This is a genomic window from Nonomuraea bangladeshensis (assembly GCF_039529455.1).
Lineage (GTDB): Bacteria > Actinomycetota > Actinomycetes > Streptosporangiales > Streptosporangiaceae > Nonomuraea > Nonomuraea bangladeshensis.
This window is the reverse complement of the sequence record NZ_BAAAMV010000009.1, coordinates 25,410-48,262: the sequence shown is the minus strand read 5'-3', so window position 1 is coordinate 48,262 and position 22,853 is coordinate 25,410. Positions and strand designations below refer to the sequence as shown.

Below are 22,853 nucleotides of genomic sequence, written 5' to 3'. Positions count from 1 at the left end.
GGAAACGCACAGGCCAAGGGGTCGGCTACCGTACAGGGGTGACATCCGGGAAGTCAGCCGAGACGGCACGGCCGGCACGGCGCAGGCTCAGCGTGGACCGTCGTCGCGAAGAGCTGATGGCGGCGGCGCTGGAGCTGTTCAGCACCCGCGACGCGGAGGATGTCTCGATCGACGACGTGGCGTCGGCGGCGGGCGCCTCGCGCGCCCTGGTCTACCACTACTTCGGCGGCAAGCAGGAGCTCTACGTGGCCGCGCTGAAGAGCGCGGCGGAGCAGCTGGAGTCGCGGCTGCGGCCGCAGGACGGCGGCCGGCCGCTGGACGACCTGGCCTCCGGGCTCGGCCGCTATTTCGACTTCGTCGAGGAGCACGCGGCCGGCTTCGCGGCGCTGCTGCGCGGCGGCCCCGCCAATCGTTCCGGCGAGGTCGGCGAGATCGTCGACGGCGTGCGGCGCCGGTTGTTCCGCCTCATCCAGGAGCAGATGGGGGTCGAGGAGCCCAGCCCGGTGCTGCGCGCGACCCTGCGCTCGTGGATCGCCTCCGTGGAGACGGCCGGTCTCGACTGGCTGGAGCACCGCGATCTCGAACGCCCCGCCCTCGAACGCATGCTCGTGGACCAGATGGTGGCGCTGCTCGGAGTCGCGGCCGGCTATGACGCCGACGTGGCCGCCCTGCTGGAGCGGCTGGCGTAGCGCGCCCGCGGGCAGGCCGGACGGGAAGGATGGCGCCGGGCGGGCGACGCCAACTCTTCGAGGTGGACCGGGCCCCAGTGCCGGCCTGGCCCACCCTTCACCCCCCTGAGGTTCGTGAAATGACGACCCTCGGTTACTCGGAACGCTGCTGCGGAATCCCCGCGAGCAGTGCCCGGACCTCCGTCTCCCGGTAACGCCGATGGCCACCGAGCGTGCGGATGGACGTCAACTTGCCCGCCTTGGCCCACCGCGTGACGGTCTTGGGGTCGACCCTGAACATGGTGGCGACCTCAGCGGGCGTAAGCAGTGGCTCGGCCTCGGGTGTACGAGCTGACATTTGTGCGGCCTCTCCTCCGTGTGGACCGGCTTCGCGATCCTGTGACTGCCGTTTGCGCGTGTCACGGATGTCCGCCTATGGCGCAGAGCGTGCGGCTTTTCTAAGCCATATGCGGCATCACCCGATGTGACCATACCGCCACGCAGAGCGATTGGCGAGCCCTTCTTTGACCCAACTGCCCGCCCCCGTGGCCATGTCACGCTCGGTGATTCTAGCGACACGTTTCGTGGTATCGCAGTGAAAACGGCAAACTACTCAGTTCGCAGAAGAGAGCAGCCGCGAGCCGTGACCTACTCATGCAGGTCAGACGGCCGTATTGGGGCTCAGTTGGCAGATTCCAGCTGTTGCATTGACTTCCACCGCAGGATGACCCGCTGATACATGGCGTAGGCAAGTTCTTCTTGACCCGTGTCCAGGCCCGTCAGGGCCGCCGCCATCTCCGCGACCGACTGGTCGGCCTGCAGCGCGTCGTCGTCCATCAGGTGCACCAGCCCGCCGTAGTCGAGCTCGACGAGGGAGTGCGGGTGGAACTCCTCCAGCCACCGGGCGATCTCCTCCACCTCGAAGCCGGCCGCGAGGTCGCCGAGGTGCTTGCGCAGGACGTTGAGCGCCCGCGCCGCCCGCCGCCTGGCCTGGGCCATGGAGGTGACGTAGATGAGGTTGCGCCCCGTAGCGGTCGTCTTCACATCCTGTCCAGGAACGGAGGAGCCGAGCACCAGCCAGCGCTCGTTCCCATCAAACGGCACGAACCACGACGGCGGGACGTGCCACGCCGTGGTGCGGATGTGCGTGCGCAACGCCGACGATCCGGCCTTCCGCTTGAACCGGTCGAAGTCGTCGGCGACTTGGTCGGCGACGTTGCGCGGGACGAGGTGGTCCATCAGCTTCTGCGGAGTGGCCCCACGCCGCCGTGAGAAGGCCAGCCAGGAGCGCAACCGGGTCTGCCAGGGGCAGACGTACAGGCGGTCCTCAACGCGGCGTAGATAGGCGTTGGGGCTCTCCTGGGCGGGAACGGGTTGAGGGGGCATGCCGAGCAGGCGCATCACCGACTCGTCATGCTCCGCACTGAGCGCGTTGGCGCGGCGCGGGCGGTCGCGTGAGTCGGCGTAGTCGGCCCACACCTTGCGCTCGGACTCGGCGAACGCGGTCAGTGGCTCATAGACGCGGAGGTAGGCGGCATAGGGCAGCACGGAGGAATCGTGTCACGAAGCGAACCTCCATCGCATCGTTCCGCCGTCACTACAGTGTCAGTGTGATCTCCGTCGCGAAGATGCGGCGGACCGGACAGGGAGTCACCACCGTGACCGACGTCTTCGGCTCGTCCCACAAGGACGTGCATGAGCAGGTCGTCTTCTGCGCCGACGAGCAGAGCGGCCTGCGCGCCATCATCGCCATCCACAACACCGCGCTCGGGCCGGCGCTGGGTGGCACACGTTTCTATCCCTACGAGAGCGAGCAGGCGGCCCTCGCCGACGTGCTCAACCTGGCCAAGGGCATGGCGTACAAGAACGCCCTCGCCGGCCTCGACCACGGCGGCGGCAAGGCCGTCATCATCGGCGATCCCGCCAAGGACAAGAGCGAGGCGCTGCTGCGGGCGTACGGCAGGTTCGTCGAGTCGCTGGGCGGGCGCTACTACACCGCCTGCGACGTCGGCACCTACAGCGAGGACATGGACGTCATCGCCCGGGAGTCACGCTTCGTGACCGGCCGCACCCTCGCGCACGGCGGCGCCGGCGACTCCTCCATCCTCACCGCGTACGGCGTCTTCCAGGGCATGCGCGCCTCGGCCGAGCTGGTCTACGGCACGCCGTCGCTGCACGGCAGGCGGGTGGGCGTCGAGGGCGTGGGCAAGGTCGGCCACCGCCTGGTCGAGCTGCTGCGCGAGGACGGCGCGGAGGTCGTGGTCTGCGACGTCGACCCCAAGGCCGTCGAGCGGCTGCGGGTCCGCCACCCCGAGGTCGAGGTGGTGGCCGACGCGGCGGCGCTGAAGGCGGCCGACCTCGACGTGTTCTCGCCGTGCGCGCTGGGCGGGGCGCTCGACGACACGACGGTGGCGGCGCTGCGCGCGAAGATCGTCTGCGGCGCGGCCAACAACCAGCTCGCCCACGCCGGGGTCGAGAAGCAGCTCGCCGAACGCGGCATCCTCTACGCGCCCGACTACGTGGTCAACTCGGGCGGCGTGATCCAGGTGGCCGACGAGATCGGCGGCTTCGACATGGAGCGGGCGCGGGCCAAGGCCGCCCAGATCTACGACACGACTTCGAAGATCTTCCGAATCGCTGCCGAGGAGGGAGTTCCTCCCGCCGTCGCAGCGGATAGGCTAGCGGAGCGCAGAATGTCGGAAGTCGGGCGTATTAGGGCCATTTGGCTCGGCCAGTGACGCCCCCCGCCCATCCGACGTACCGAGCTGGGCACAAAACAGGTACGGTAATAGGCGAACGATAGGCTGACGTCCAAAGTCAGGCGGCGTCAGTGTGTGGTGCGTTAGCGACGAGGGGTCGGGGACGACCCCGACGAGGGGGTCGAGCCAATGGGGCGCGGCCGAGCAAAGGCCAAGCAGGTCAAGGTTGCTCGCCAGCTGAAGTACAACAGCGGTGGCACGGATCTTGACCGTCTTCGCGACGAACTCGGGGTCGGAGACTCCAGCAATGACGACGCCGACGACCGCAATGACGAGCTGGCGGATCGCTATGCCGATTACGCCGACGACTACGGCGCCGATGACGACGACCGTCCGTCCGGCCGCCGATAGGCGCACTCTGGATTGACACATGACCGAGGGCCCGGCGTTCGCGCCGGAACCTCGGCTCATGCGCGTCGGGCCCCACGGGTGACCGTGGGGCTTCGTCATGCCCGCGCGGCGTCGAGCTCGCTGTCGAGTTCGGCGTCGGGTTCGGTGTCGAGTTCGCCGAGGAAGCGGGCGATCAGCGGGGCGATCTCCGGCAGTCTCTCCTCCAGCGCGAAGTGCCCGGTGTCCAGCACGTGCACCTCGGCCTCCGGCACGTCACGCCGGTAGGCGTGCGCGCCCGCCTCCGGGAAGAACGCGTCGCCCCGTCCCCAGAGCACCAGCGTGGGCGGGCGGTGCTCGCGCAGCCACTCCTGCCAGGCCGGGTAGAGCTTCACGTTGCTCGGGTAGTCGCGGGCGAGCGCGAGCTGGGCCTCCTTGCGTCCGGGCAGGTCGAGGAAGTGCTGGTCGAGGGTCCAGCCGTCGGGCGCGACCCGTGACGGGTCGGCGGCGCCGTCCTCGTACTGCGAGCGGGTGACCGCGAGGGTGAACAGCTCGGCGGGCGGCTCGGCGATGGTCCGGCGGGCCTGGTCCGACAGGCCCTCCTCGTAGGCGTTGGCGTTCTGGACGATGAGCGCGGCGATCCACTCGGGGTGCCGCTGGGCCACCCGGAAGCCGACCGGGCCGCCGAAGTCGAAGGCGTACCAGGCGAAGCGGGTCAGGCCGAGGGCCTGGACGAACCCCTCCACGACGTCGGCGAGGCCGTCGAAGGAGTAGACGAAGCCGTCGGGGACGCGGGTGTGCCCGAAGCCCGGGTAGTCCGGGGCGATCAGCCGGAACCGGCCGCCCAGCGCGTCCATGAGCCGTCTGTACTGGTGCGAGGCGGACGGGAAGCCGTGCAGCAGGAGCACGGGCAGGGCGTCGCGCGGGCCAGTTTCGCGGTAGAAGACCTGCACGCCGGCCACGTCCACGAATCCATGCCGCACCTCGGGGATGTCCATCACTAATGCCTCTTTCGCTCGAAGATGCATTAGTTATAGCCATGCGACGGCTAACGGGTCAATCGCCAGATGTAGCATTAGGCCCTATGGAGCTGCTGATCGGCGAGCCGCTGGCGCTGGACCTGCTCAACACCCGCACCCGCGACCTCGACGTCCTCGACACGCCCGGCGACTTCCAGACATGGCTGGCCCGCCAGGCCGGGCGGCTCGACCCGCCGTCCGGGCCGCTCGGGCCGGAGGGGCTGGCCGCCGTACGGCGGCTGCGCGGGCACGTGGCGGCGGCGCTCGACGCGGTGCGCGCGGGAGAATCGCCCCCTGCGGCGGCGCTGGCCGCGATCAACGAAGCCGCCCGCGCGGCCCCCGCGCACCGGGTGCTGGAGTGGCACGACGGCGGCCCGCGCGTGCGTGCGGAACGTGACGGCGACGCCCCGGCCGCGCTGCTCGCGCAGCTCGCCGAGGCGGCCGTCGAGCTGCTCGCCGACCCGGCGGCCGGTCGCGTGCGCGGCTGCGAGGGGCCCGGCTGCCTGCTGCTCTTCCTGCCCGCGCACCCGCGCCGCCGCTGGTGCTCGCCCGACCTGTGCGGCAACCGGGTGCGGGTGGCCCGGCACTACCGGCGGCGCAAGGAGGCGTGAGCCCCGGCGGTCGGCGGCAGGGCGTGAGCCCCGGCGGTCGGCGGCAGCGGGCCTGGGGCCGGTCAGCGGTGGCGGACCGGCCGGTCACCGGTGGCGGACCGGTCGGTCAGCGTGGCGGACCGGCCGGTCAGCGGTAGCGGGCCTGGCCGGAGCCCTCGACGATCTCGCCCAGCACCCAGGCCGGCAGCCCGCGCTCGGCGAGCAGGCGCAGCGCCGCGTCGGCCGCGTCGGGCGCGACCACGGCGGCCATGCCGACGCCCAGGTTGAACGTACGGTCCATGTCCTGCTGCGCCACCCGGCCGTGACCCGCCAGCACCTCGAAGATCGGCGGCGGCGTCCAGGACGAGCGGTCGAGCACCGCGTCCAGGCCGGACGGCAGCGAGCGGGACAGGTTGCCCTCGACGCCGCCCCCGGTGATGTGCGCGTAGGCGTGGACCTCGACGGAGCGGGCCAGCTCCAGGCAGTCGAGCGAGTAGATGCGGGTCGGCTCGAGCAGCTCCTCGCCGAGCGGGCGGTCCAGCTCGGGCAGCTCCGCGTCGAGCGACAGCCCGGCCTCGCGCAGGACGTGGCGGACCAGGGAGTAGCCGTTGGAGTGGACGCCGGAGGAGGCGAGGCCCAGCACGACGTCGCCCGCGCGCACGCGGTCGGGGCCGAGCAGCGCGTCGGCCTCCACGACGCCCGTGCCGGCGCCGGCGAGGTCGTACTCGTCGGCCTCCATCGCGCCTGGGTGCTCGGCGGTCTCGCCGCCGACGAGCGCCGCCCCGGCCAGCCGGCAGCCCTCGGCGACGCCGCCCACGATCTCGGCCACCCGCTCGGGCACCACCTTGCCGCAGGCGATGTAGTCGGTCATGAACAGCGGCTCGGCCCCGCACACCACGAGGTCGTCGAGGACCATGCCGACGAGGTCGATGCCGATCGTGTCGTGCTTGCCGTAGCGCTGGGCGATCATCACCTTGGTGCCCACGCCGTCGGTCGAGGTGGCGAGCAGCGGCCGCCGGTAACGCAGCAGCGCCGAGGCGTCGAACAGGCCGACGAAGCCGCTGGCGTCGTCGACGACCTCGGGCCGGCGCGAGCGCGCGACCTTGTCCTTCATCAGGTCGACGGCCCGCTCGCCGGCGGCGATGTCGACGCCCGCGGCCTCGTAGGTGCTCGCTGTGCGCTCGCTCACGCCTTGCTCTCCAAAACGAACTTGCCGACGTTGTCCTGGTCGATCGCGATCGGGTAGTCGCCGGTGAAACAGGCCCGGCACAGGCGCTCGGCCGGCAGCGTGGTGGCCTTCGTCAGGCCCTCCAGCGAGATGTAGCCGAGCGAGTCGGCGCCGAGCGAGGCCCGGATCTCCTCGACCGTGAGCGAGCCCGCGATCAGCTCGGCTCGGGTGGCGAAGTCGATGCCGTAGAAGCACGGCCAGGCGACCGGCGGCGAGGAGATGCGGACGTGCACCTCGCGCGCCCCCGCCTCGCGCAGCATCTTGACGATGGCCCGCTGGGTGTTGCCGCGCACGATCGAGTCGTCCACGACGACCAGGCGCTTGCCCTCGACGACCTCGCGCAGCGGGTTGAGCTTCAGCCGGATGCCGAGCTGGCGGATGGTCTGCGACGGCTGGATGAAGGTGCGGCCGACGTAGGAGTTCTTGACCAGGCCCTGGCCATAGGGGATGCCGCTCTCCTCGGCGTAGCCGACGGCGGCCGGGGTGCCGGACTCGGGGGTGGGGATGACGAGGTCGGCCTCCACCGGGTGCTCGCGGGCCAGCACGCGGCCCACCTCGACCCGGGTGACCTGGACGCCGCGCCCGGCGATCGTGGTGTCGGGGCGGGCGAGGTAGACGTACTCGAACAGGCAGCCCTTGGGCTCGGCCAGCGCGAAGCGGCGCGAGCGGACGCCGCGCTCGTCGATGGTGAGCAGCTCGCCGGGCTCGATCTCGCGGACGAACGTGGCGCCCACGATGTCGAGCGCCGCCGTCTCGGAGGCGACCACCCAACCGCGCTCCAGGCGGCCGAGCACCAGCGGGCGGATGCCCTGTGGGTCGCGGGCCGCGTAGAGCGTCTTCTCGTCCATGAACACCAGCGAGTAGGCGCCCTTGACCTGCGGCAGCAGCTCGGCGGCGGAGTCCTCGATGCTGCGGGTGCGGTCCTGCGCGAGCAGCGTGGTCAGGACCTCGGTGTCGGTGGTGGCCCTGGTGGACCCCGGCGCGAGGCGCTCGGCCAGCACCGGGGTGTTGATCAGGTTGCCGTTGTGCGCGAGCGCGAGCCCGCCGACCTCGGTGGAGCTCAACGTGGGCTGCGCGTTCTCCCACACGCTCGATCCGGTCGTGGAGTAGCGGCAGTGGCCGATGGCCAGGTGGCCGCGCAGGGTGCCCAGCACCGACTCGTCGAAGACCTGGGAGACCAGACCCATGTCCTTGTAGACGAGAATGCGGCTGCCCTCGCTGGCCGCGATGCCCGCGGACTCCTGGCCGCGGTGCTGCAACGCGTACAGCCCGTAGTAGGTGAGCTTGGAAACTTCCTCGCCTGGTGCCCAGACGCCGAAGACGCCGCAGGCGTCTTTAGGCGCGCGGTCTTGGGGGTCCAGGTCATGGCCGAGCCGGCCGTCGCCCTTCAGCACATGGTTCAGTCTAGGTCGGCGTCTTCCGTGCTCGCGCATCCGGGTCGGTCATCACATCGCGTGCGATGACCTGCCCGCATTCGAGCCGTCGCGGACCAGCTCGCCCGTGACGTTGCGGTTGGCGGCCGAGCCGAGGAAGACGATCAGGGCGGCCATGTCGTCGGCCGTGGAGAGCCGGCGGCTCGGCGTGCGGGCGGCGATCTCGTCGAGCACGGACTGGGGGATCGGCCGCCGGGTGTCGGTGAGCGTGAGGCCGGCGACCGCCACGTTGACCAGGATGCCGTCCCTGCCCGCCTCCCAGGCGAGCGCGCGGGCCATGCCGTGCAGGGCCATCTTGGCGGTGCCGTACGGGCCGGGGCCGGGCACGCCCTCCTCGGCGACCCCCGAGGAGACGAACACGATCCGGCCGAACCCGCGCCGCCGCATCTCCGGCAGCACGCCCTGGACGAGCAGCGCGTTGCCGACGACGTTGGCGTGCAGGGCCGCGGTCCACTCGGCGGCGGGCACGTCCTCGAACGGCATGCTGCCGGGCATGACGCCGCCCCAGCGGACGGCGTTGGCCACCAGCGCGTCCACGGGCCCTGCCTGGGCGACGGCGGCGGCGATGGTGGCGTGGTCCGTCAGGTCGAGGTGGACGGCCGCCGCCTCGCCGCCTTCCGCCTCGATGCGCTTGACCACCTCCGCCGCGCGGTCGGGGCCGGTGTTGTAGGTGAGGGTGACGCGGGCGCCGGTCCTGGCGTAGGCGAGGGCGGTGGCGGCGCCGATGCCGGACGATCCGCCCGTGATGAGGACGTGCATCTGTGAGCTCCTTGATTAGTCGGCTAATTAGCCAGCTAACCAGAAGGGGGTGCGCGGAGCAAGCCGGGAATCAGCGTCGGCGGGGCCTCGTTCACGCCTTGCATGACGACCTTCGTTCTCGTCCCCGGCGGCTGGCGCGGCGGCTGGTATTTCTCCGAGCCGGCCGACCGGCTGCGCGCCGCCGGACACCGGGCGCTGACCGTCACCCCCACCGGCGTCGGTGACCGCGCCCATCTGAGCTCCGCCACCGTCAATCTCGACACGCACATCGACGACGTGCTCGGCGTGCTTGCCGGCGAGCAGGTCAGGGACGCCGTTCTCGTCGGGCACAGCTACGGCGGCATGGTGATCACAGGTGCCGCCGACCGCGCCCCTTCCGGCGCGGTGCGCCGCCTGGTCTACGCCGACGCGTACGTGCCCGAGGACGGCCAGTCCTGCTGGGACCTGACCACCGACGCCTACCGCAGGCTGTTCCTGGAGGGCGCGGCGGCGGACGGGTTCGCGGTCCAGCCGCCTCCGGGCAGGGACCCGCGCGTGACCGCGCACCCGCTGGCCTCGTTCCTCCAGCGGATCCGGCTGGGCGCGGGCGGCCTGCGCGACGTCGAGATCCGGGACTACGTGTATCTGTCCGGGTGGGACGGCACGCCGTTCACCGCCGTCCGTGACCGGCTGGCCGGCGACCCGGACTGGCGGGTCCACACCCTGGACAGCGGCCATGACGTGTGGCGGGACGCTCCCCGGGAGTTCCTGGAGATCCTTCTGCTCGGCGAATAGCGGCCCCGCTCACCGGTCAGGGCGGCGACGCGCGGGCCGGGCGCGGATCAGACGTGACAGGACGTCGCGTTCGGTGGCGTCGAGGCCGCGCTGCAGGTCCTCGTCCAGCTCGTGCCAGATCCGCTCCACGGGGTCGCGCAGGGCCTTGCCCGCCTCGGTCAGGCGCACGCGGATGAGACGCGGGCGGTCGGGGTCGGGGGAGCGGTGGACGAAGCCGGCGCGTTCGAGGCGCTGGAGGGTCTTCGTGACCGTGGGCGGCTCGACGCCGAGGCGGGCGATCAGCTCGCTCTGGGTCAGGCCGTCCTCGCGCCAGAGCTGGTTGAGCAGCATCTCCTGTCCCGCGTGCAGCCCGAGCGGCACCAGGGCGGCGGCGAGCTGGTTGCGCTGCCGCTTCACGAGGCTGATCAGTGCGTACGACAGGGTCTCGTCCAGCATGCCCTCATCTTGCCCGCCGCGTGCGGGTTGGGCGCATGGTGACCCAAGGATGAGCGCGCTTTTGCCGTGTCGCGCGGTTGGGCGGACGGCCTCCGCGACAGGGTGAAGTGTCCGGAATGCAGACTGGTCGGGAGGCGCAGACGTGACCACATCCGGCGATCCGAACGTCCCGCGGCGCGAGGAGGGATCCGACGCTTCCGAGCCGTACGAGGGGGAGGAGCCCATCGCCCCCGCGCCGCCCGTCGTGCCCCCGCCCCACGAGCCGCCGCACGAGCCGCCGCGCGGGCCCGTGGGGGAGCCCCGGCACCCCGACCTGCCCACGTCACCCGAGACCCCGGAGCCATCCGTGGGCGCGGGATCGGGGGAGGACGCGGAGGAGACGCAGGCGTTCCCGGTGCCGGGCGCGACGCCCGCCTACCCGGGCTGGGAGAGCGCCCCGCGGGAGGAGCCGCCGCCCAGGCCCACGCCCTCCCGGTACGAGCAGCCGCCCGAGGGCCGCCCCTCCGGCCCGCAGCATCCTTACGGCGGCTACGGGCCCTCCGGCGGGGGCGGCGAGGTCCCGCCCGCCGGGCCGCCGCCGGGGCAGCCCGTCCCCGGCACCAGCCCGTCCAGCCCGTACGGCGGCCCGCCCGGCTACAACCCGCCCTCCTACGGCTATCCGGGCGCCCCCTACCAGTACGGAGGCCAGCCGCCGCCCCCGGACCGCACCGGCAACGGCCTGGCCACGGCCTCGCTCGTGCTCGGTGTGGCCAGCCCTTTCCTGGTGTTCGTCTGCTTCACCGGCCTGATCACCGCGATCCTGTCGATCGTGTTCGGCTGCGTGGCCCTCGCGCGGAAGGCGGGCAAGGGCCGGGCCGTCGCCGGGATCGTGATCAGCGCGCTGTCCCTGATCCTGTTCGCGATCGTGGCGATCTGGTTCTGGAACGTCGTGCAGGACTGCGCCCACCTGACCGGCCAGGCGGCCGACCGCTGCTTCGAGGAGCGTTTTCCCTGGATGAACGGCAGCCGGGGCTAGTCACCCAGGGGCAGGTGCGCTGACAGGTCGGCGCGGGAGCCGCTGGCCGAGACCGCGCCTTTGGTCACGGCCTCCTCCCAGGTCAGCCGCCCGACGGCGAGCTCGATCCAGGTGCGGCCGTCGGTCTCGACCACGTTGGGCGGCGTGCCGCGGGTGTGGCGCGGGCCGGGGATCGCCTGGACGGCGGCGTACGGCGGCACGCGCACCTCGACGGTCCTTCCGGGGGCGGCGGTGGCGAGGCGGTCGAGGAGGTGGCGTACGGCCTGCCTGGCGGCGTCGCGCTCGGGGGTGAGCCCGCGGTCGTAGGCGGCCAGCACGGCCGCGACGAGCGCGCCGGGCAGAGCGGCGGCGGGCCCGTCGTACGGGGGCTCGTCCAGGGCGACGAGCTGCGCGTCGAGGGCGGCTCTCAGTTTCTCCGGGTCCGGCTTACGAGGTGGCACCCCGCCATTGTCTCCCGGCCGCTGTCTCCCTGCCTTCTCCCGAGAGCGTTCATCGGGACGGAGGTCGTCGTTCACCTCGGGTTTCGTCGCCGACCGTAGCCTCCGAACCGTACAGACGCGCACATACATGGAGGATCTGTGGCGAACCTCATGGGGGACGGGCGGCGACCGCTGCTGCCGCTGCTCTCCACCCCGCACAAAGGCGGCCGTTCCGCGTTGACCTGCCGGTTCCGATGTGGGGACGCGTGCGCGCACGACGTGGCCAACACCTCGGACAACGCCTACTTCGGCGACGTGGTGCGTGAGGCGATCTCGCGTCGCGGGGTGCTGCGGGCCGGCGCGCTCGGCGCGCTGGTGGCGGGCGTGGGCGTGGCGGGAGCGGCCCCGGCCTTCGCCGACAAGCCGGGGAACGCCCCGGGCCCGCAGGGTGGCGGCAATCTGGCGTTCACCCCTGTGGCGCCGAACACCGAGGACGCGCTGACGATCCCCTCCGGTTACCGCTCCTCCGTGGTCGTCCGCTGGGGCGACCCGGTGCTGCCCGACGCGCCGGCCTTCGACTTCGACAACCAGACGGCCGACGCGCAGGCCAAGCAGTTCGGCTACAACTGCGACTACGTGACGCTGCTGCCGCTCGGCAACGACCGCGCGCTGCTGTGGGTGAACCACGAGTACACCGACGAGAGCCTCATGTTCCGCGGCTACACGGGCGGGGCCGCCGCGACCGAGGAGCAGATCAGGATCGCCCTCGCCGCGCACGGCGGCTCGGTCGTGGAGGTCGAGCGCGCGGGCGGCACCGGCGAGTGGAAGCTGGTCACCAAGGGCCGCCGCCGCTACAACCGGCGCATCACCGCGCAGACGCCCATGAAGTTCACCGGCCCGGCCGCGGGCAGCGACCTGCTCAAGACGGCCGCCGACCCCGAGGGCGTCCAGCCGGTCGGCATGCTGAACAACTGCTCGGGCGGCACCACCCCGTGGGGGACCGTGCTGACCGCCGAGGAGAACGTCGACCAGTACTTCGTCAACGGCGACAAGGTCCCCGAGGCGCAGAAGCCGTACATCACCCGCTACACCATCACCACCGGCACCCCGTCGAGCAGCCGGCGCTTCGACCGCGTCGAGGAGCGCTTCGACCTGGCCAAGCACCCGAACGAGGCCAACCGGTTCGGGTGGATCGTGGAGATCGACCCGTTCGACCCCGACTCCACACCGATCAAGCGCACGGCGCTCGGCCGCTTCAAGCACGAGGCCGCCACCACGACGCTGTCCCGCGACCGGCGCCTGGTCGTCTACATGGGCGACGACTCGCGCTTCGAGTACATCTACAAGTTCGTCTCGAAGAACCGCTACAACCCGGGCAACGACCGGCACAACCGGACGCTCCTGGACGAGGGCACCCTGTACGTGGCCAGGTTCACGGGCAACAGCCCGGCCGCCGAGCTCGACGGCTCCGGCAAGCTGCCCTCCGACGGGGCCTTCGACGGCTCCGGCGAGTGGATCCCGCTGGTGTCGGGCGACCGGTCGTACGTGGAGGGCATGACCGCCCAGGAGGTGCTGGTCTACACCCGCGTGGCCGCCGACAAGGCAGGCGCGACGAAGATGGACCGCCCCGAGGACATGGAGCGCAACCCGGTCACCGGGGGCGTCTACGTGGCGCTCACCAACAACAGCAACCGCACGGCCGCCCAGGTGGACGAGGCCAACCCGCGCCCGTCCAACAAGCACGGCCACGTGCTGGAGCTGGTGGAGAAGCGCGACGACGCCGCCGCGACGACGTTCGTCTGGTCGGTGCCGCTGGTCTGCGGCGACCCCGCCGACCCGGCGACGTACTTCGCCGGCTACGACAAGAGCAAGGTCTCGCCGATCTCGTGCCCGGACAACGTCACCTTCGACCGTGACGGCAACCTGTGGATCTCCACGGACGGCAACGCGCTCGGCTCCAACGACGGCCTGTTCGTCATGCCGGTGCGCGGCAAGGAGCGGGGCCACCTGCGGCAGTTCCTGACCGTGCCGGTCGGCGCGGAGACCTGCGGCCCGCTGGTGACCGAGGACCAGCGCAGCGTCTTCGTGGCCGTGCAGCACCCGGGCGAGCTCGACGGCGCCACGCCCGACAAGCCGGCCAGCCGCTGGCCCGACGGCGACCAGCCGCGCCCGGCCGTGGCCGTGGTCTGGCACGGCAGGAACAAGAAGATCGGCGCTTGACCTCAACATAACTTGAGGCAATAGCGTCCCATGCCATGAGCATGGAGATGACGGCCTGGCACCAGCTGTACTCGATGAACGACCAGCGGGAGCGTCGCCGCCTGTCGCGGGCGACGCTCCGGCGCATCGGCGGCTTCGCCCGGCCCCACCGGGCGAAGCTCGCCCTGTTCGTGCTGCTCAGCGTGGTGCTGGCCGGCCTCGCGGTGGCCGCGCCGCTGCTCGCGGGCCGGGTCGTGGACGCGATCTTCAACGCCGAGCCGTTCGGGGTGGTGGTCGCGGTGGCGGTGGCCATCGCCGGGATCGCGGTCGCCGAGGCGGGGCTCGGGCTGGTCAACCGGTGGCTGTCGGCCGGCATCGGCGAGGACCTGATCCTCGGGCTGCGCACCGCCGTCTTCGACCACGTGCAGCGGATGCCGATCGCCTTCTTCACCAGGACCCGTACCGGCGCGCTGGTCAGCAGGCTCAACAACGACGTGATCGGGGCGCAGCGGGCGTTCACCGACACCCTGTCCGGCGTGGTCGGCAACCTCGTGACGCTGGCGCTGACGCTCACCGCCATGATCGGCATCTCCTGGCAGATCACGCTGCTCGCGCTGCTGCTCCTGCCGGTGTTCGTGCTGCCCGCGCGGCGCATGGGGACGCGGGTCGCCCGGCTGCGCCGCGAGGCGGCCGACCACAACGCCGCCATGGGCACCCAGATGACCGAGCGCTTCTCCGCGCCGGGCGCGACGCTGGTCAAGCTGTTCGGCCGGCCCGACCGCGAGTCGGCCGAGTTCGCCGCGCGGGCCCGCCGGGTCCGCGACATCGGCGTGCGCTCGGCCATGACCCAGTCGGCCTTCGTCACCGCGCTGACCCTGGTCTCGGCGCTCGCCCTGGCCCTCGTGTACGGCCTCGGCGGCTTCTACGCCCTGCGCGAGCAGCTCCAGCCCGGCGCGGTCGTCGCGATGGCCATGCTGCTCACCCGCCTGTACGCCCCGCTGACCGCCCTCGCCTCCGCCCGCATGGACATCATGAGCGCGGTCGTCAGCTTCGAGCGCGTCTTCGAGGTCCTGGACCTCAAGCCGCTCATCCAGGAGCGGCCCGGCGCGCGCGAGGTCCCGGCAGGCCCGGTCGCCGTCGAGTTCGACGACGTGCGCTTCGCCTACCCCTCGGCCGACAAGGTCTCGCTGGCCTCGCTGGAGGCGGTCGCCGTGCTCGACTCGCGCGGCGGCGAGGAGGTGTTGCACGGGATCTCGTTCCGTGCCGAACCCGGACAGGTCGTCGCGCTCGTCGGCTCCTCGGGCGCGGGCAAGTCCACGATCGCCCAGCTTCTGCCCCGCCTGTACGACGTCGACTCGGGCGCGGTCCGGCTCGGCGGCGTGGACGTGCGCGAGCTGTCGTTCGACTCCATCCGCGACACCCTGGGCCTGGTCACCCAGGACGGCCACCTCTTCCACGAGACGATCCGGGCCAACCTGCTCCTCGCCCGCCCCGAGGCGACCGAGGACGAGCTGTGGGACGCGCTCACCCGGGCCCGCCTCGGCGCCCTCATCGCCTCGCTGCCGGACGGCCTCGACACGGTGGTGGGCGAGCGCGGCTACCGCCTGTCGGGCGGCGAGCGTCAGCGGCTCACGATCGCCCGCCTGCTGCTGGCCCAGCCCCGGGTGGTGGTCCTGGACGAGGCCACGGCGGCGCTCGACGCGACCTCCGAGGCCGCCGTGCAGGCCGCGCTCGGTGAGGCGCTCGCGGGCCGGACCGCCGTGGTCATCGCCCACCGCCTGTCCACGATCCGCGCCGCCGACCTCATCCTGGTCGTCGAGGACGGCCGGATCGTCGAACGGGGCACCCACGCCGAGCTCCTGGCCGCCGGCGGCCGCTACGAGGAGCTCTACCGCACCCAGTTCGACGACCCCACGACCGCCGAGGCGTTCGCCTAGACGGCGCCGTGCCCGGCGGTCGCGGGGGCGGCGGCGCGGGGCTCGTCGGCCGCCGGGGTGCGGCGGGTGCGGAGGGCCCAGAGGGCGACCGGGATGGCGGACAGCATCACGACCGCCGCGATGACCAGCGTGAACCGGTACGCGTCGAGGAAGGCGGCCAGCGCCGGCAGGCCGCTCGCGCTCTGCCGGGAGCTGAGGATCGCCCCCAGGACGGTGATGCCGAACAGGCCGAAGACCTCGCGCGAGACGTTCAGCATGCCCGAGGCCACGCCCGAGCGCCCTGCGGGCATGCTGTTCAGGACCGCCGCGGTGAGCGGCACGAGCAGGCCCGCGCCGAGGCCGTACATGATGAACCACGGGCCGACGTCGGCGTAGCCGGCCTCGCCGCCGACGCCGGAGAGCAGGTACACCGCCGACCCCATCAGGGCCAGGCCGAGCGCGACCGTCGGGCCGAGGCCGAACAACCGGGTCGCCCGCTGCGACAGCAGCGCGACGACGGCGGTGACCAGGGCCATCGGCACGAACGAGCCGCCCGCCTCCGTGGGGGAGAAGCCGAGCACGTTCTGCAGCCACAGGGCGCTGAAAAAATAGATCCCGAACACCCCGAACGACCAGATCCCGCTGGTGAGCAGCCCGCCGCTGAACACCCGCGACCGGAACAGCGACAGCACGAGCATCGGCTCGGCCGCCCGCGACTCGATCACCAGGAACGCCACGGCCGCCACCGCGGCCACCCCGAACGCGGCCAGGATCTCCGGCGAGGTCCAGCCGGCCGCGTCGCCCTCGATCAGCCCGTACGTCAGCGCGACCAGCGCCAGCGCCGAGGTCACCAGCCCCGGGACGTCCAGGCTGTGCCGCCGCCCACGCGGGGACGGCTTGATCGCCCAGAGCGCGAGCCCGACCGTGGCCACCCCGATCGGCACGTTGACCAGGTAGATCCAGCCCCAGTGCAGGTTCTCGCTGATGAACCCGCCGGTGACCGGCCCGAGCGCCATGGACAGCGCCCCCGTCGCGCTCCACACGCCCACGGCCCGCCCGCGCTCGCCGGGGTCGGGGAAGATCTGCCCGATCAGCGCCAGCGCCGTGGGGGTGAGCAGCGCGGCCCCCACGCCCTGCACGGCCCTGGCCGCGATCAGCATGCCGCCGCTCGTGGCCAGCCCGGCGGCCAGCGACGAGACGGTGAAGACCGCGAGGCCGGCCAGGAACACCCGCCGCGCTCCGAACACGTCCGCCAGCCGCCCGCCGACCAGCATGAGCCCGGCGAAGACCAGGATGTACGAGCTCACGATCCACTCCAGCCCGGAGACGGTCAGCCCGAGCTCCCGCTGGATCGTGGGCAACGCCACATTGCCCACGTTGTTGTCCAAATAGGTCATGAAGGTGCCCAGAGTCACCGCGACCAACGCCCACCACCGCATGGCGACGCCTTCCTGTACGCCGTACTTGTACGACGTACAGTTCAGCTTGTACGGCGTATAGTTGTCAACCGTGATGGGAAAACTGACCGCGCGGGCGATCGCGGTGCGCGCCCTGGAGATCGGCGACGCCGAAGGACTCGACGCCGTGACGATCAGACGCCTGGCCACCGAGCTGGGCGTGACCCCGATGGCCCTCTACTGGCACTTCAAGAACAAGGACCAGCTCATCGCGGGCATGGCCGACCACCTCATCGCCGGCTTCGCGCCGAAGCCCGCCGACCAGCGCCCGTGGCAGGAGCAGCTCCGCGACCTCATGGTCGGGCTGATCCGCACGCTGCGCACGCATCCCTGCGCGAGGAGCGTCATCGAGCAGGTGGACGTCATCACCGTCCCCAACTTCCTGGCCGTGTGGAACCAGGCGCTCGGCGTCGGCCGCGAGGCCGGGTTCAGCCATGACGAGAGCTGCCTCATCAGCCGCTACCTGCTCAACAGCGCCATCGCCATCGCCGACGCCCCCGCGCACCACCGCGCGGGCCGCGAGGCCGCCTCCGCCGTCCAGGCCAAGCTCATCGGCCTGCAGTCGGTGCCGGTCGAGACCTATCCGCACATCGTGGAGATGGCCGTGCCCCTGGTCGAGGGCCCGGACCCGGCGCTCTACGACACCTTCGGCGTCGATCTCGTCCTGGCGGGCATCGAAGCCCTGGCCGCCCGGCGGCTAGGGTCGTCGTCGTGACCTTCGAGCTGATCTGCGAGATCGAACCCCCCACCAAGCCCGATCTGAAGCACGTCAGGCACCAGATCGGCACCATGAGCACGATCGCCCACTCCTTCCTCATCCCCGACAACCACATCGGCCGCGCGACCGTGTCGAGCGTGGCCGTGGCGCACGAGGTCGAGGCGATGGGCGGGCGCGGCATCGCCTGCCTCAACTCCCGCGACCGCAACCTGCTCGGCTTCCGTCGCGACCTGCTGACCGCCGCCGCGTACGGGGTCGACCAGTTCCTGTTCGTCTACGGCGACAAGCCGACGAGCGGCAACCGGACCAGCGACCTCACCGTGCGCTCGATGATCGAGGAGGCGCGGGCGTTCTCGCCGGACCTCCGGCTCGGCGCGGCGGCCGGGCTGCGCTCCCTGCCGGCCTGGAAGCACGCGGCCGACTTCCTGTTCCTCCAGGTCAGCTACTCGGTGGAGGCCCAGCTCCGGTGGCGTGAGGAGCATCCGGCGGACGTGCCGGTCTACGCCGGGGTCATGGTCCTCGCCAGCGAGCGCCACGCCCGCACCCTGGCCGGCGCGATCCCCGACATCGGCATCCCCGACGACCTCGTCAGGCGGGTGGCGGCCGACCGCATGGCGGGCGTCGAGGCCGCCTGCGAGCAGGTGCTCGCGCTGCGCGAGTCGGGCGCGTTCGCCGGGGTGCACCTCATCCCGGTCTCCCGCTACCGCGACGTCGAGTCCAGGCTCTCCGCCCTGCTCCGACCGTCCTGACGGCCCCGCGCCAGCGCCGCCAGCAGCGCGCCCGCCACGGCGACCGCGAACAGCACCGCGTACGCCCGCTGGAAGCCGTCCATGAGCTGCCCGACGGCCACGGGGGAGAGCGTGGACAACGTCCCCGCGTACACCTGGGCGCGCAGCTCCGGCCCCACGGAGGCGGTCACCACGCTGAGCGACAGGCCGACGCTGATCACGACCCCGACGTTCATGATCATGATGCGGAAGCCGTTGACCACGCCCAGGCTGCCGCTCGGCAGCGCCGCCATGACCTGCGTGGTGTTGCCGGTCAGGAACGTGCCGCTGCCGCACCCGGCCACGAACAGGCCGATCCCGGTCACCCAGTACGGCGTGGCCGGATCGGCCGTCAGCATCAGCGTCCCGAGCCCCAGCGCGCTGAGCGTCGCCCCGCCGATCGACAGCGCGTACGGCGACACCCGCCGCCCCAGCAGCCCCACCAGCGGCGAGGCCAGCCCGATCCCGACCGGCACCGGCAGCACGCTGAGCCCCGCCGCGAACGCGTCCAGCCCCCGCGCGGCCTGGAAGTACAGCGCCACCACGAGGATCAGCGCCGAGCGCGCGAGCGCGTTGCAGAACGAGGCCGCGTTCGCGTACGCCAGCAGCCGCCCGCCGAACAGCCGCAGGTCGAGCACCGGGTTCGGGGCCCGTCGCTCGGCCAGCACGACGAGCGGCACCAGCAGCACGAACAGCCCGGCCCCTGCCAGCACCACCGGGCTCGACAGCCCGCGCGAGCCCGCCTCCGACAGCGCCAGCAGCAGCGCCGACAGCGCGGCGAACAGCAGCACGTTGCCCGGCGCGTCCACCGGCTCGCGCGGCCCCCGGGGCATCTTGCGCAGGATCGCCGCGCCCCAGCCGAGCGCGAGCAGCCCGGCGGGGACGTTCACCCAGAAGATCCACTGCCAGCCGGCCGTCTCGGCGATGAGGCCGCCGACCGTCGGCCCGGCGAGCTGCGCCACCGAGAGCGTGCCGATGTAGACGCCCATGCCCTGGCTCAGCCGCTCGGGCGGGAAGGCGTCGGTGATGATCACGGTGCCGTTCGCCAGGATCATCGCCGAGCCGACCGCCTGAACGACGCGCATCGCGATGAGGAACCCCACGTCCGGCGACAGCCCGGCCAGCAGCGAGGCCAGCGTGAACAGGGCGAACCCCGCCAGGTACACCTCCCGCCGCCCCAGCAAGTCGGCCACCCGGCCGAAGAACACCAGGCTCGCCGTGTTGACCAGGAGGAACGACAGCAGGATCCAGCCGGACTCCGTCGGCCCGGCCGCGAAGTGCCGCACGACGGTGGGTAAGGCCACGTTGAGCGTGCTGCCGGCGATGCCGATGAGGACGAGCCCCAGGCTGGTGACCGAGCACGCCTTCCAGGCGTAGCGGAGGCGGTTGTCGTCTTGGGGGGTGACCGCGACCATGCTCCCACTATGACGTACGACGTACGTCCGATTTTGGTGGGGAGGTTACCTGGCGCGTTTCCTGAGGCCGTCGAGGTCGTGGATGACCACCCGCCGCCGCCCGGTCTCGATCAGCCCCCGGTCGCGCAGCGTGCGCAGCGCCTTGCTGACCGCCTCCCGCGACGCGCCGGTCCAGCCCGCCAGCTCGTCCTGCGACAGTGGCAGCGCCACGCGCACCCCGCCGTTGGTCTTCTCGCCGTACCGCTCGGCCAGCTCGATCAGGCGGGTCGCGACCCGGCCGGTCGTGTCGTAGGCGCCGTACTCGATGCGCTTTCTGTCGGAGTCGCGCAGCCGGCCGGTGACGAGCTTCATGAGCAGCACCGCGATCCGCCCGTGGGCCTCCAGGAACGCCTGGAAGTCGCGCACCACGATGCCGCTGATCGGCTCCAGCGCGGTGACCGTGGCCGAGCGCGGCGAGCCGTCGATGGCGGACATGTCGCCCAGCAGCCCGCCGGGCCCGCGTACGGCCAGCACCACCTCGGTGCCGCCGCTCGTGTGGGAGGACACCTTGACCCGGCCGTCGAGCAGCACGAGCACCCAGTCGGCGACGTCGCCCTCGTTCATCACGGCGGTGCCGCGATCCCAGCGGCGCAGCCGCCCGGCGGCGCGCAGGGCCTGCGCCTCCTCGTCGGTGAGCATGGACAGGAACTCGCCCGGCTCTGGCTCCATGCGCCCGATTATGTCGGTACGAAGCCCGTCCAGCTACGGCAAACTCGTCAGAACGTACGCCGCCACGAGCTCTTCCTTGCCTTTCAGGCTCAGCCGCCCCAGCGGGCTGACCGTGGCGCCCTCGCCGAGCTGCTTGAGCGTCGTCTCGCCGATGACGACCGTGCCCGGCTCGGCGACGCCCTCCAGCCGGGCGGCCACGTTGACGCAGTCGCCCATCGCGTTGAAGCCGCGCAGCTCGGGGCTGCCGATGTTGCCGACGAGCGCGGGCCCGGTGTTGATCCCCACCCGGAACGTCGGCCACGGCACGTCGTCCACCCGCTTCCACGCCATCTCCTCGGCCACCTCGGCCGCGGCCTGCTGCATGGCCAGCGCGGCCCGGCAGGCGGCCCGCGCGTGGTCCTCCTGCGCGGCCGGGGCGTTGAACAGCGCGAGCAGCGCGTCGCCGACGAACTGCACGATCGTGCCGCCGTTGTCGAGGATGCACGGCACGGCGGCCGTGTGGTAGCGGTTGAGCATCTCGACGATCTCGCCCGGCGTGACCTTCTCCGAGAACGTCGTGAAGCCCTTGAGGTCGGCGAAGAGCGCGGTCAGCTCGCGCAGCTCGCCGCCGAGCGCCGCCTGCGCAGGGTCGGCCAGCAGCGCGTGCGCCACGTCCGGCGACATGTACTGGTGGAACAGCGTGTGCAGCTCGCGGTAGAGGCGGGCGTTCTCCAGCGAGAGGCTGAGCTGACCGGCGAGTGTGGCGGCCAGCGCCTCGTCCTGGCTCGTCCGGCCGATCGGCACCTCCAGCACGCCCGCCAGCCTGCCCTTCACGGTGAGCGGGAAGGCCAGCAGGTGGTCGCGGCGGATCGGCTCGTCACCGGTGAAGGCGTACTCGCGCGAGCCGACCTGGGTCCGGCCGTCGGCCACCAGCCCGATCTTGACGTCCCCGTACGCCTGCCGCACCCGCTCCAGCGACGAGGCCAGCAGCTCGTCCTCCGGCAGGCCGACCTTGGTCCGGGCGCTGACGTCCACCAGGGCCGCCAGCCGGGCCGACAGCTCGCGCTCGTTCGCGAGGGCCGCGCCCGCCCGGTCCAGCACCGCGACCTGGCTCTCGTTGAGCCGGAACTTGCCCGACAGGCGGGTCGCGGCCAGCGGCTCGCCCCTGCGTACGGCCTCGACCAGCTCCTCCAGCGCCCGGTCGTAGTCCTGCCTGATCCGCCGTACGGTCGCCGCGAGCGTCACCGAGTCGAACAGCCCCGCGCTCGACCCCTCGCGCCGGAACTGCAGGTAGGCGCTGTAGGCCACGAACACGAAGGCCAGGGTCAGCAGCAGGTGCCACTCCCACCACGACAGGTGCCAGTTGAGCTGCGACATGCCGGCCACCATCGACTCGGCGAGCAGCGCGTACGCGGTGATGAGGCTGATCAGCATGGCCGACGGCCGCCGCCGGTGGACGAGGAACATCATCACGCTGGCGGCGGCGTACAGCAGCAGGCCGGGGATCGAGCCCCAGGCGAGCCAGGGCACCGGCGTCACGGAGGGCGGCTCGCTGAGCGCGGTCAGCCCCGGCACCAGCGAGGCGACGCCCCACACCACCATGAAGCCGACCAGCGCCGCGCGGATCACCTGCTGCGCGCCCAGCACCCGCGCGGCCGCCTGCTCGCCGAGCGGCAGCGCCGAGGCGAAGGCGAACGCGGCGGCGGCGGACAGGCCCACCTGCTGCCCGATGTCGAAGCCGAGCGAGCCCGTGTGCAGGATGATCATCGGCGTGGCCAGGCCGTGCATGAAGAAGAAGCCCGCGCTGCTCAGGAAGACCATGGACACGAGGAACAGGCGGGCGTCGCGGCGGCGGCGCGAGGCCTCGCTGATCATCAGGCCGAGCGCCACGTTGATCCCGGCGACCGCGACGATCAGCCAGAAATGGCTCGGGTTGTGCTGCCAGGGGATGTTGACGGAGTCGTTGGCGAGCAGGAGCCAGAGGCCCAGCATGGGCAGGACCAGGTGGATCGCCCAGACTGCGCCGCGCACCGGCTGGGTGGCCGGCGGCAGGTAGGGGGCGGGTTCGGCGCTAGGCACAAGCCGATTATCCACGCGGGACCGGTGCGGCGACTGTGGCGTTTTACTCACCCAAGTCATCGACAATCGGTCAACCTGGTAAGTAACGCTTTGCAGTGTGACAAATACGTTATGTAGTTTCTGCCAACCTCTGGACCGTTCGAAACGTGCTTCTCATGCATCTCTTATGAAACATCCGTCGCTGGAAGG

At 71.9% G+C, this 22,853-nt stretch carries 22 protein-coding genes; 10 read left to right on the top strand and 12 right to left on the bottom strand.

Annotated elements, in window-relative coordinates; genetic code table 11:
- Positions 1–92 precede the first annotated feature (92 nt).
- The gene (locus ABD292_RS29390; RefSeq protein WP_344212906.1) at positions 93–689 is read left to right on the top strand and encodes a TetR/AcrR family transcriptional regulator; all 597 of its coding nucleotides are present in this window, start codon (positions 93–95) and stop codon (positions 687–689) included.
- Between the two features lie 133 nt (positions 690–822).
- Here the strand turns inward: ABD292_RS29390 and bldC are convergent, their stop codons facing one another.
- On the bottom strand, positions 823–1,026 hold the full coding sequence (bldC, locus tag ABD292_RS29385; RefSeq protein WP_013133571.1) for a developmental transcriptional regulator BldC: 204 nt from the start codon (positions 1,024–1,026) through the stop codon (positions 823–825).
- Between the two features lie 323 nt (positions 1,027–1,349).
- Complete coding sequence (locus ABD292_RS29380; protein ID WP_344212904.1) at positions 1,350–2,216, bottom strand: DUF8083 family protein; 867 nt, start codon at positions 2,214–2,216, stop codon at positions 1,350–1,352.
- Positions 2,217–2,326: 110 nt separating this feature from the next.
- Here ABD292_RS29380 and ABD292_RS29375 point away from each other — a divergent pair, with 110 nt between their 5' ends.
- Positions 2,327–3,406, top strand: coding sequence for a Leu/Phe/Val dehydrogenase (locus ABD292_RS29375; RefSeq protein WP_371252627.1), 1,080 nt, complete (start codon positions 2,327–2,329; stop codon positions 3,404–3,406).
- Positions 3,407–3,556: 150 nt separating this feature from the next.
- Positions 3,557–3,778: a DUF3073 domain-containing protein gene (locus ABD292_RS29370; protein WP_329589128.1), complete on the top strand. Its 222-nt coding sequence runs from the start codon at positions 3,557–3,559 to the stop codon at positions 3,776–3,778.
- A 95-nt stretch (positions 3,779–3,873) separates the two neighbouring features.
- Here the strand turns inward: ABD292_RS29370 and ABD292_RS29365 are convergent, their stop codons facing one another.
- Positions 3,874–4,752, bottom strand: coding sequence for an alpha/beta fold hydrolase (locus ABD292_RS29365; protein WP_344212899.1), 879 nt, complete (start codon positions 4,750–4,752; stop codon positions 3,874–3,876).
- Between the two features lie 86 nt (positions 4,753–4,838).
- Between ABD292_RS29365 and ABD292_RS29360 the strand changes: the two genes are divergently transcribed.
- Positions 4,839–5,384 (top strand): CGNR zinc finger domain-containing protein, encoded by a 546-nt coding sequence (locus ABD292_RS29360; RefSeq protein WP_344212897.1) that lies wholly within the window; start codon positions 4,839–4,841, stop codon positions 5,382–5,384.
- Between the two features lie 127 nt (positions 5,385–5,511).
- On the opposite strand, the gene purM is transcribed toward ABD292_RS29360, so the two are convergent.
- The 3 genes from purM to ABD292_RS29345 are packed head-to-tail and all read right to left on the bottom strand — an operon-like array spanning position 5,512 to position 8,783.
- Positions 5,512–6,552, bottom strand: coding sequence for a phosphoribosylformylglycinamidine cyclo-ligase (gene purM, locus ABD292_RS29355; RefSeq protein WP_344212895.1), 1,041 nt, complete (start codon positions 6,550–6,552; stop codon positions 5,512–5,514).
- A complete protein-coding gene (gene purF, locus ABD292_RS29350; RefSeq protein WP_344212893.1) occupies positions 6,549–7,985 on the bottom strand; it encodes an amidophosphoribosyltransferase in 1,437 nt (478 codons plus the stop codon). Before purF ends, purM begins: the two co-directional genes overlap by 4 nt.
- A gap of 51 nt (positions 7,986–8,036) precedes the next feature.
- Complete coding sequence (locus tag ABD292_RS29345; protein ID WP_344212891.1) at positions 8,037–8,783, bottom strand: SDR family NAD(P)-dependent oxidoreductase; 747 nt, start codon at positions 8,781–8,783, stop codon at positions 8,037–8,039.
- A gap of 102 nt (positions 8,784–8,885) precedes the next feature.
- On the opposite strand from ABD292_RS29345, the gene ABD292_RS29340 reads away from it, so the two are divergent.
- Entirely contained in the window at positions 8,886–9,557 is a 672-nt protein-coding gene (locus ABD292_RS29340; protein ID WP_344212889.1) for an alpha/beta fold hydrolase, read from the top strand.
- Between the two features lie 9 nt (positions 9,558–9,566).
- On the opposite strand, the gene ABD292_RS29335 is transcribed toward ABD292_RS29340, so the two are convergent.
- Positions 9,567–9,992 carry a MarR family winged helix-turn-helix transcriptional regulator gene (locus ABD292_RS29335; RefSeq protein ID WP_344212887.1) on the bottom strand — a complete coding sequence of 142 codons (426 nt, stop codon included), beginning with the start codon at positions 9,990–9,992 and terminating at the stop codon, positions 9,567–9,569.
- Between the two features lie 142 nt (positions 9,993–10,134).
- Here ABD292_RS29335 and ABD292_RS29330 point away from each other — a divergent pair, with 142 nt between their 5' ends.
- Entirely contained in the window at positions 10,135–11,007 is an 873-nt protein-coding gene (locus ABD292_RS29330; protein WP_344212885.1) for a DUF4190 domain-containing protein, read from the top strand.
- On the opposite strand, the gene ABD292_RS29325 is transcribed toward ABD292_RS29330, so the two are convergent.
- The gene (locus ABD292_RS29325; RefSeq protein ID WP_344212883.1) at positions 11,004–11,447 is read right to left on the bottom strand and encodes a sterol carrier family protein; all 444 of its coding nucleotides are present in this window, start codon (positions 11,445–11,447) and stop codon (positions 11,004–11,006) included. The two genes, ABD292_RS29330 and ABD292_RS29325, sit on opposite strands and share 4 nt — an antisense overlap.
- A gap of 150 nt (positions 11,448–11,597) precedes the next feature.
- Between ABD292_RS29325 and ABD292_RS29320 the strand changes: the two genes are divergently transcribed.
- Together ABD292_RS29320 and ABD292_RS29315 are read left to right on the top strand one after the other, a co-directional pair.
- A complete protein-coding gene (locus tag ABD292_RS29320; protein WP_344214057.1) occupies positions 11,598–13,646 on the top strand; it encodes a PhoX family protein in 2,049 nt (682 codons plus the stop codon).
- Between the two features lie 35 nt (positions 13,647–13,681).
- The gene (locus tag ABD292_RS29315) at positions 13,682–15,562 is read left to right on the top strand and encodes an ABC transporter ATP-binding protein (protein WP_344212881.1); all 1,881 of its coding nucleotides are present in this window, start codon (positions 13,682–13,684) and stop codon (positions 15,560–15,562) included.
- On the opposite strand, the gene ABD292_RS29310 is transcribed toward ABD292_RS29315, so the two are convergent.
- On the bottom strand, positions 15,559–16,980 hold the full coding sequence (locus ABD292_RS29310) for an MFS transporter (RefSeq protein ID WP_344212879.1): 1,422 nt from the start codon (positions 16,978–16,980) through the stop codon (positions 15,559–15,561). The two genes, ABD292_RS29315 and ABD292_RS29310, sit on opposite strands and share 4 nt — an antisense overlap.
- Positions 16,981–17,053: 73 nt before the next feature.
- Here ABD292_RS29310 and ABD292_RS29305 point away from each other — a divergent pair, with 73 nt between their 5' ends.
- Positions 17,054–17,713, top strand: a complete 660-nt coding sequence (locus ABD292_RS29305; RefSeq protein ID WP_344214055.1) for a TetR/AcrR family transcriptional regulator — start codon at positions 17,054–17,056, stop codon at positions 17,711–17,713.
- The gene (locus tag ABD292_RS29300) at positions 17,710–18,465 is read left to right on the top strand and encodes a methylenetetrahydrofolate reductase (RefSeq protein ID WP_344212877.1); all 756 of its coding nucleotides are present in this window, start codon (positions 17,710–17,712) and stop codon (positions 18,463–18,465) included. Before ABD292_RS29305 ends, ABD292_RS29300 begins: the two co-directional genes overlap by 4 nt.
- Here the strand turns inward: ABD292_RS29300 and ABD292_RS29295 are convergent.
- The 3 genes from ABD292_RS29295 to ABD292_RS29285 are packed head-to-tail and all read right to left on the bottom strand — an operon-like array spanning position 18,417 to position 22,664.
- Positions 18,417–19,898: an MFS transporter gene (locus ABD292_RS29295; protein WP_344212875.1), complete on the bottom strand. Its 1,482-nt coding sequence runs from the start codon at positions 19,896–19,898 to the stop codon at positions 18,417–18,419. The two genes, ABD292_RS29300 and ABD292_RS29295, sit on opposite strands and share 49 nt — an antisense overlap.
- A gap of 45 nt (positions 19,899–19,943) precedes the next feature.
- Positions 19,944–20,606, bottom strand: coding sequence for a Crp/Fnr family transcriptional regulator (locus ABD292_RS29290; protein WP_344212873.1), 663 nt, complete (start codon positions 20,604–20,606; stop codon positions 19,944–19,946).
- Positions 20,607–20,639: 33 nt separating this feature from the next.
- Complete coding sequence (locus tag ABD292_RS29285) at positions 20,640–22,664, bottom strand: adenylate/guanylate cyclase domain-containing protein (protein WP_344212871.1); 2,025 nt, start codon at positions 22,662–22,664, stop codon at positions 20,640–20,642.
- Between the last annotated feature and the right edge of the window lie 189 nt (positions 22,665–22,853).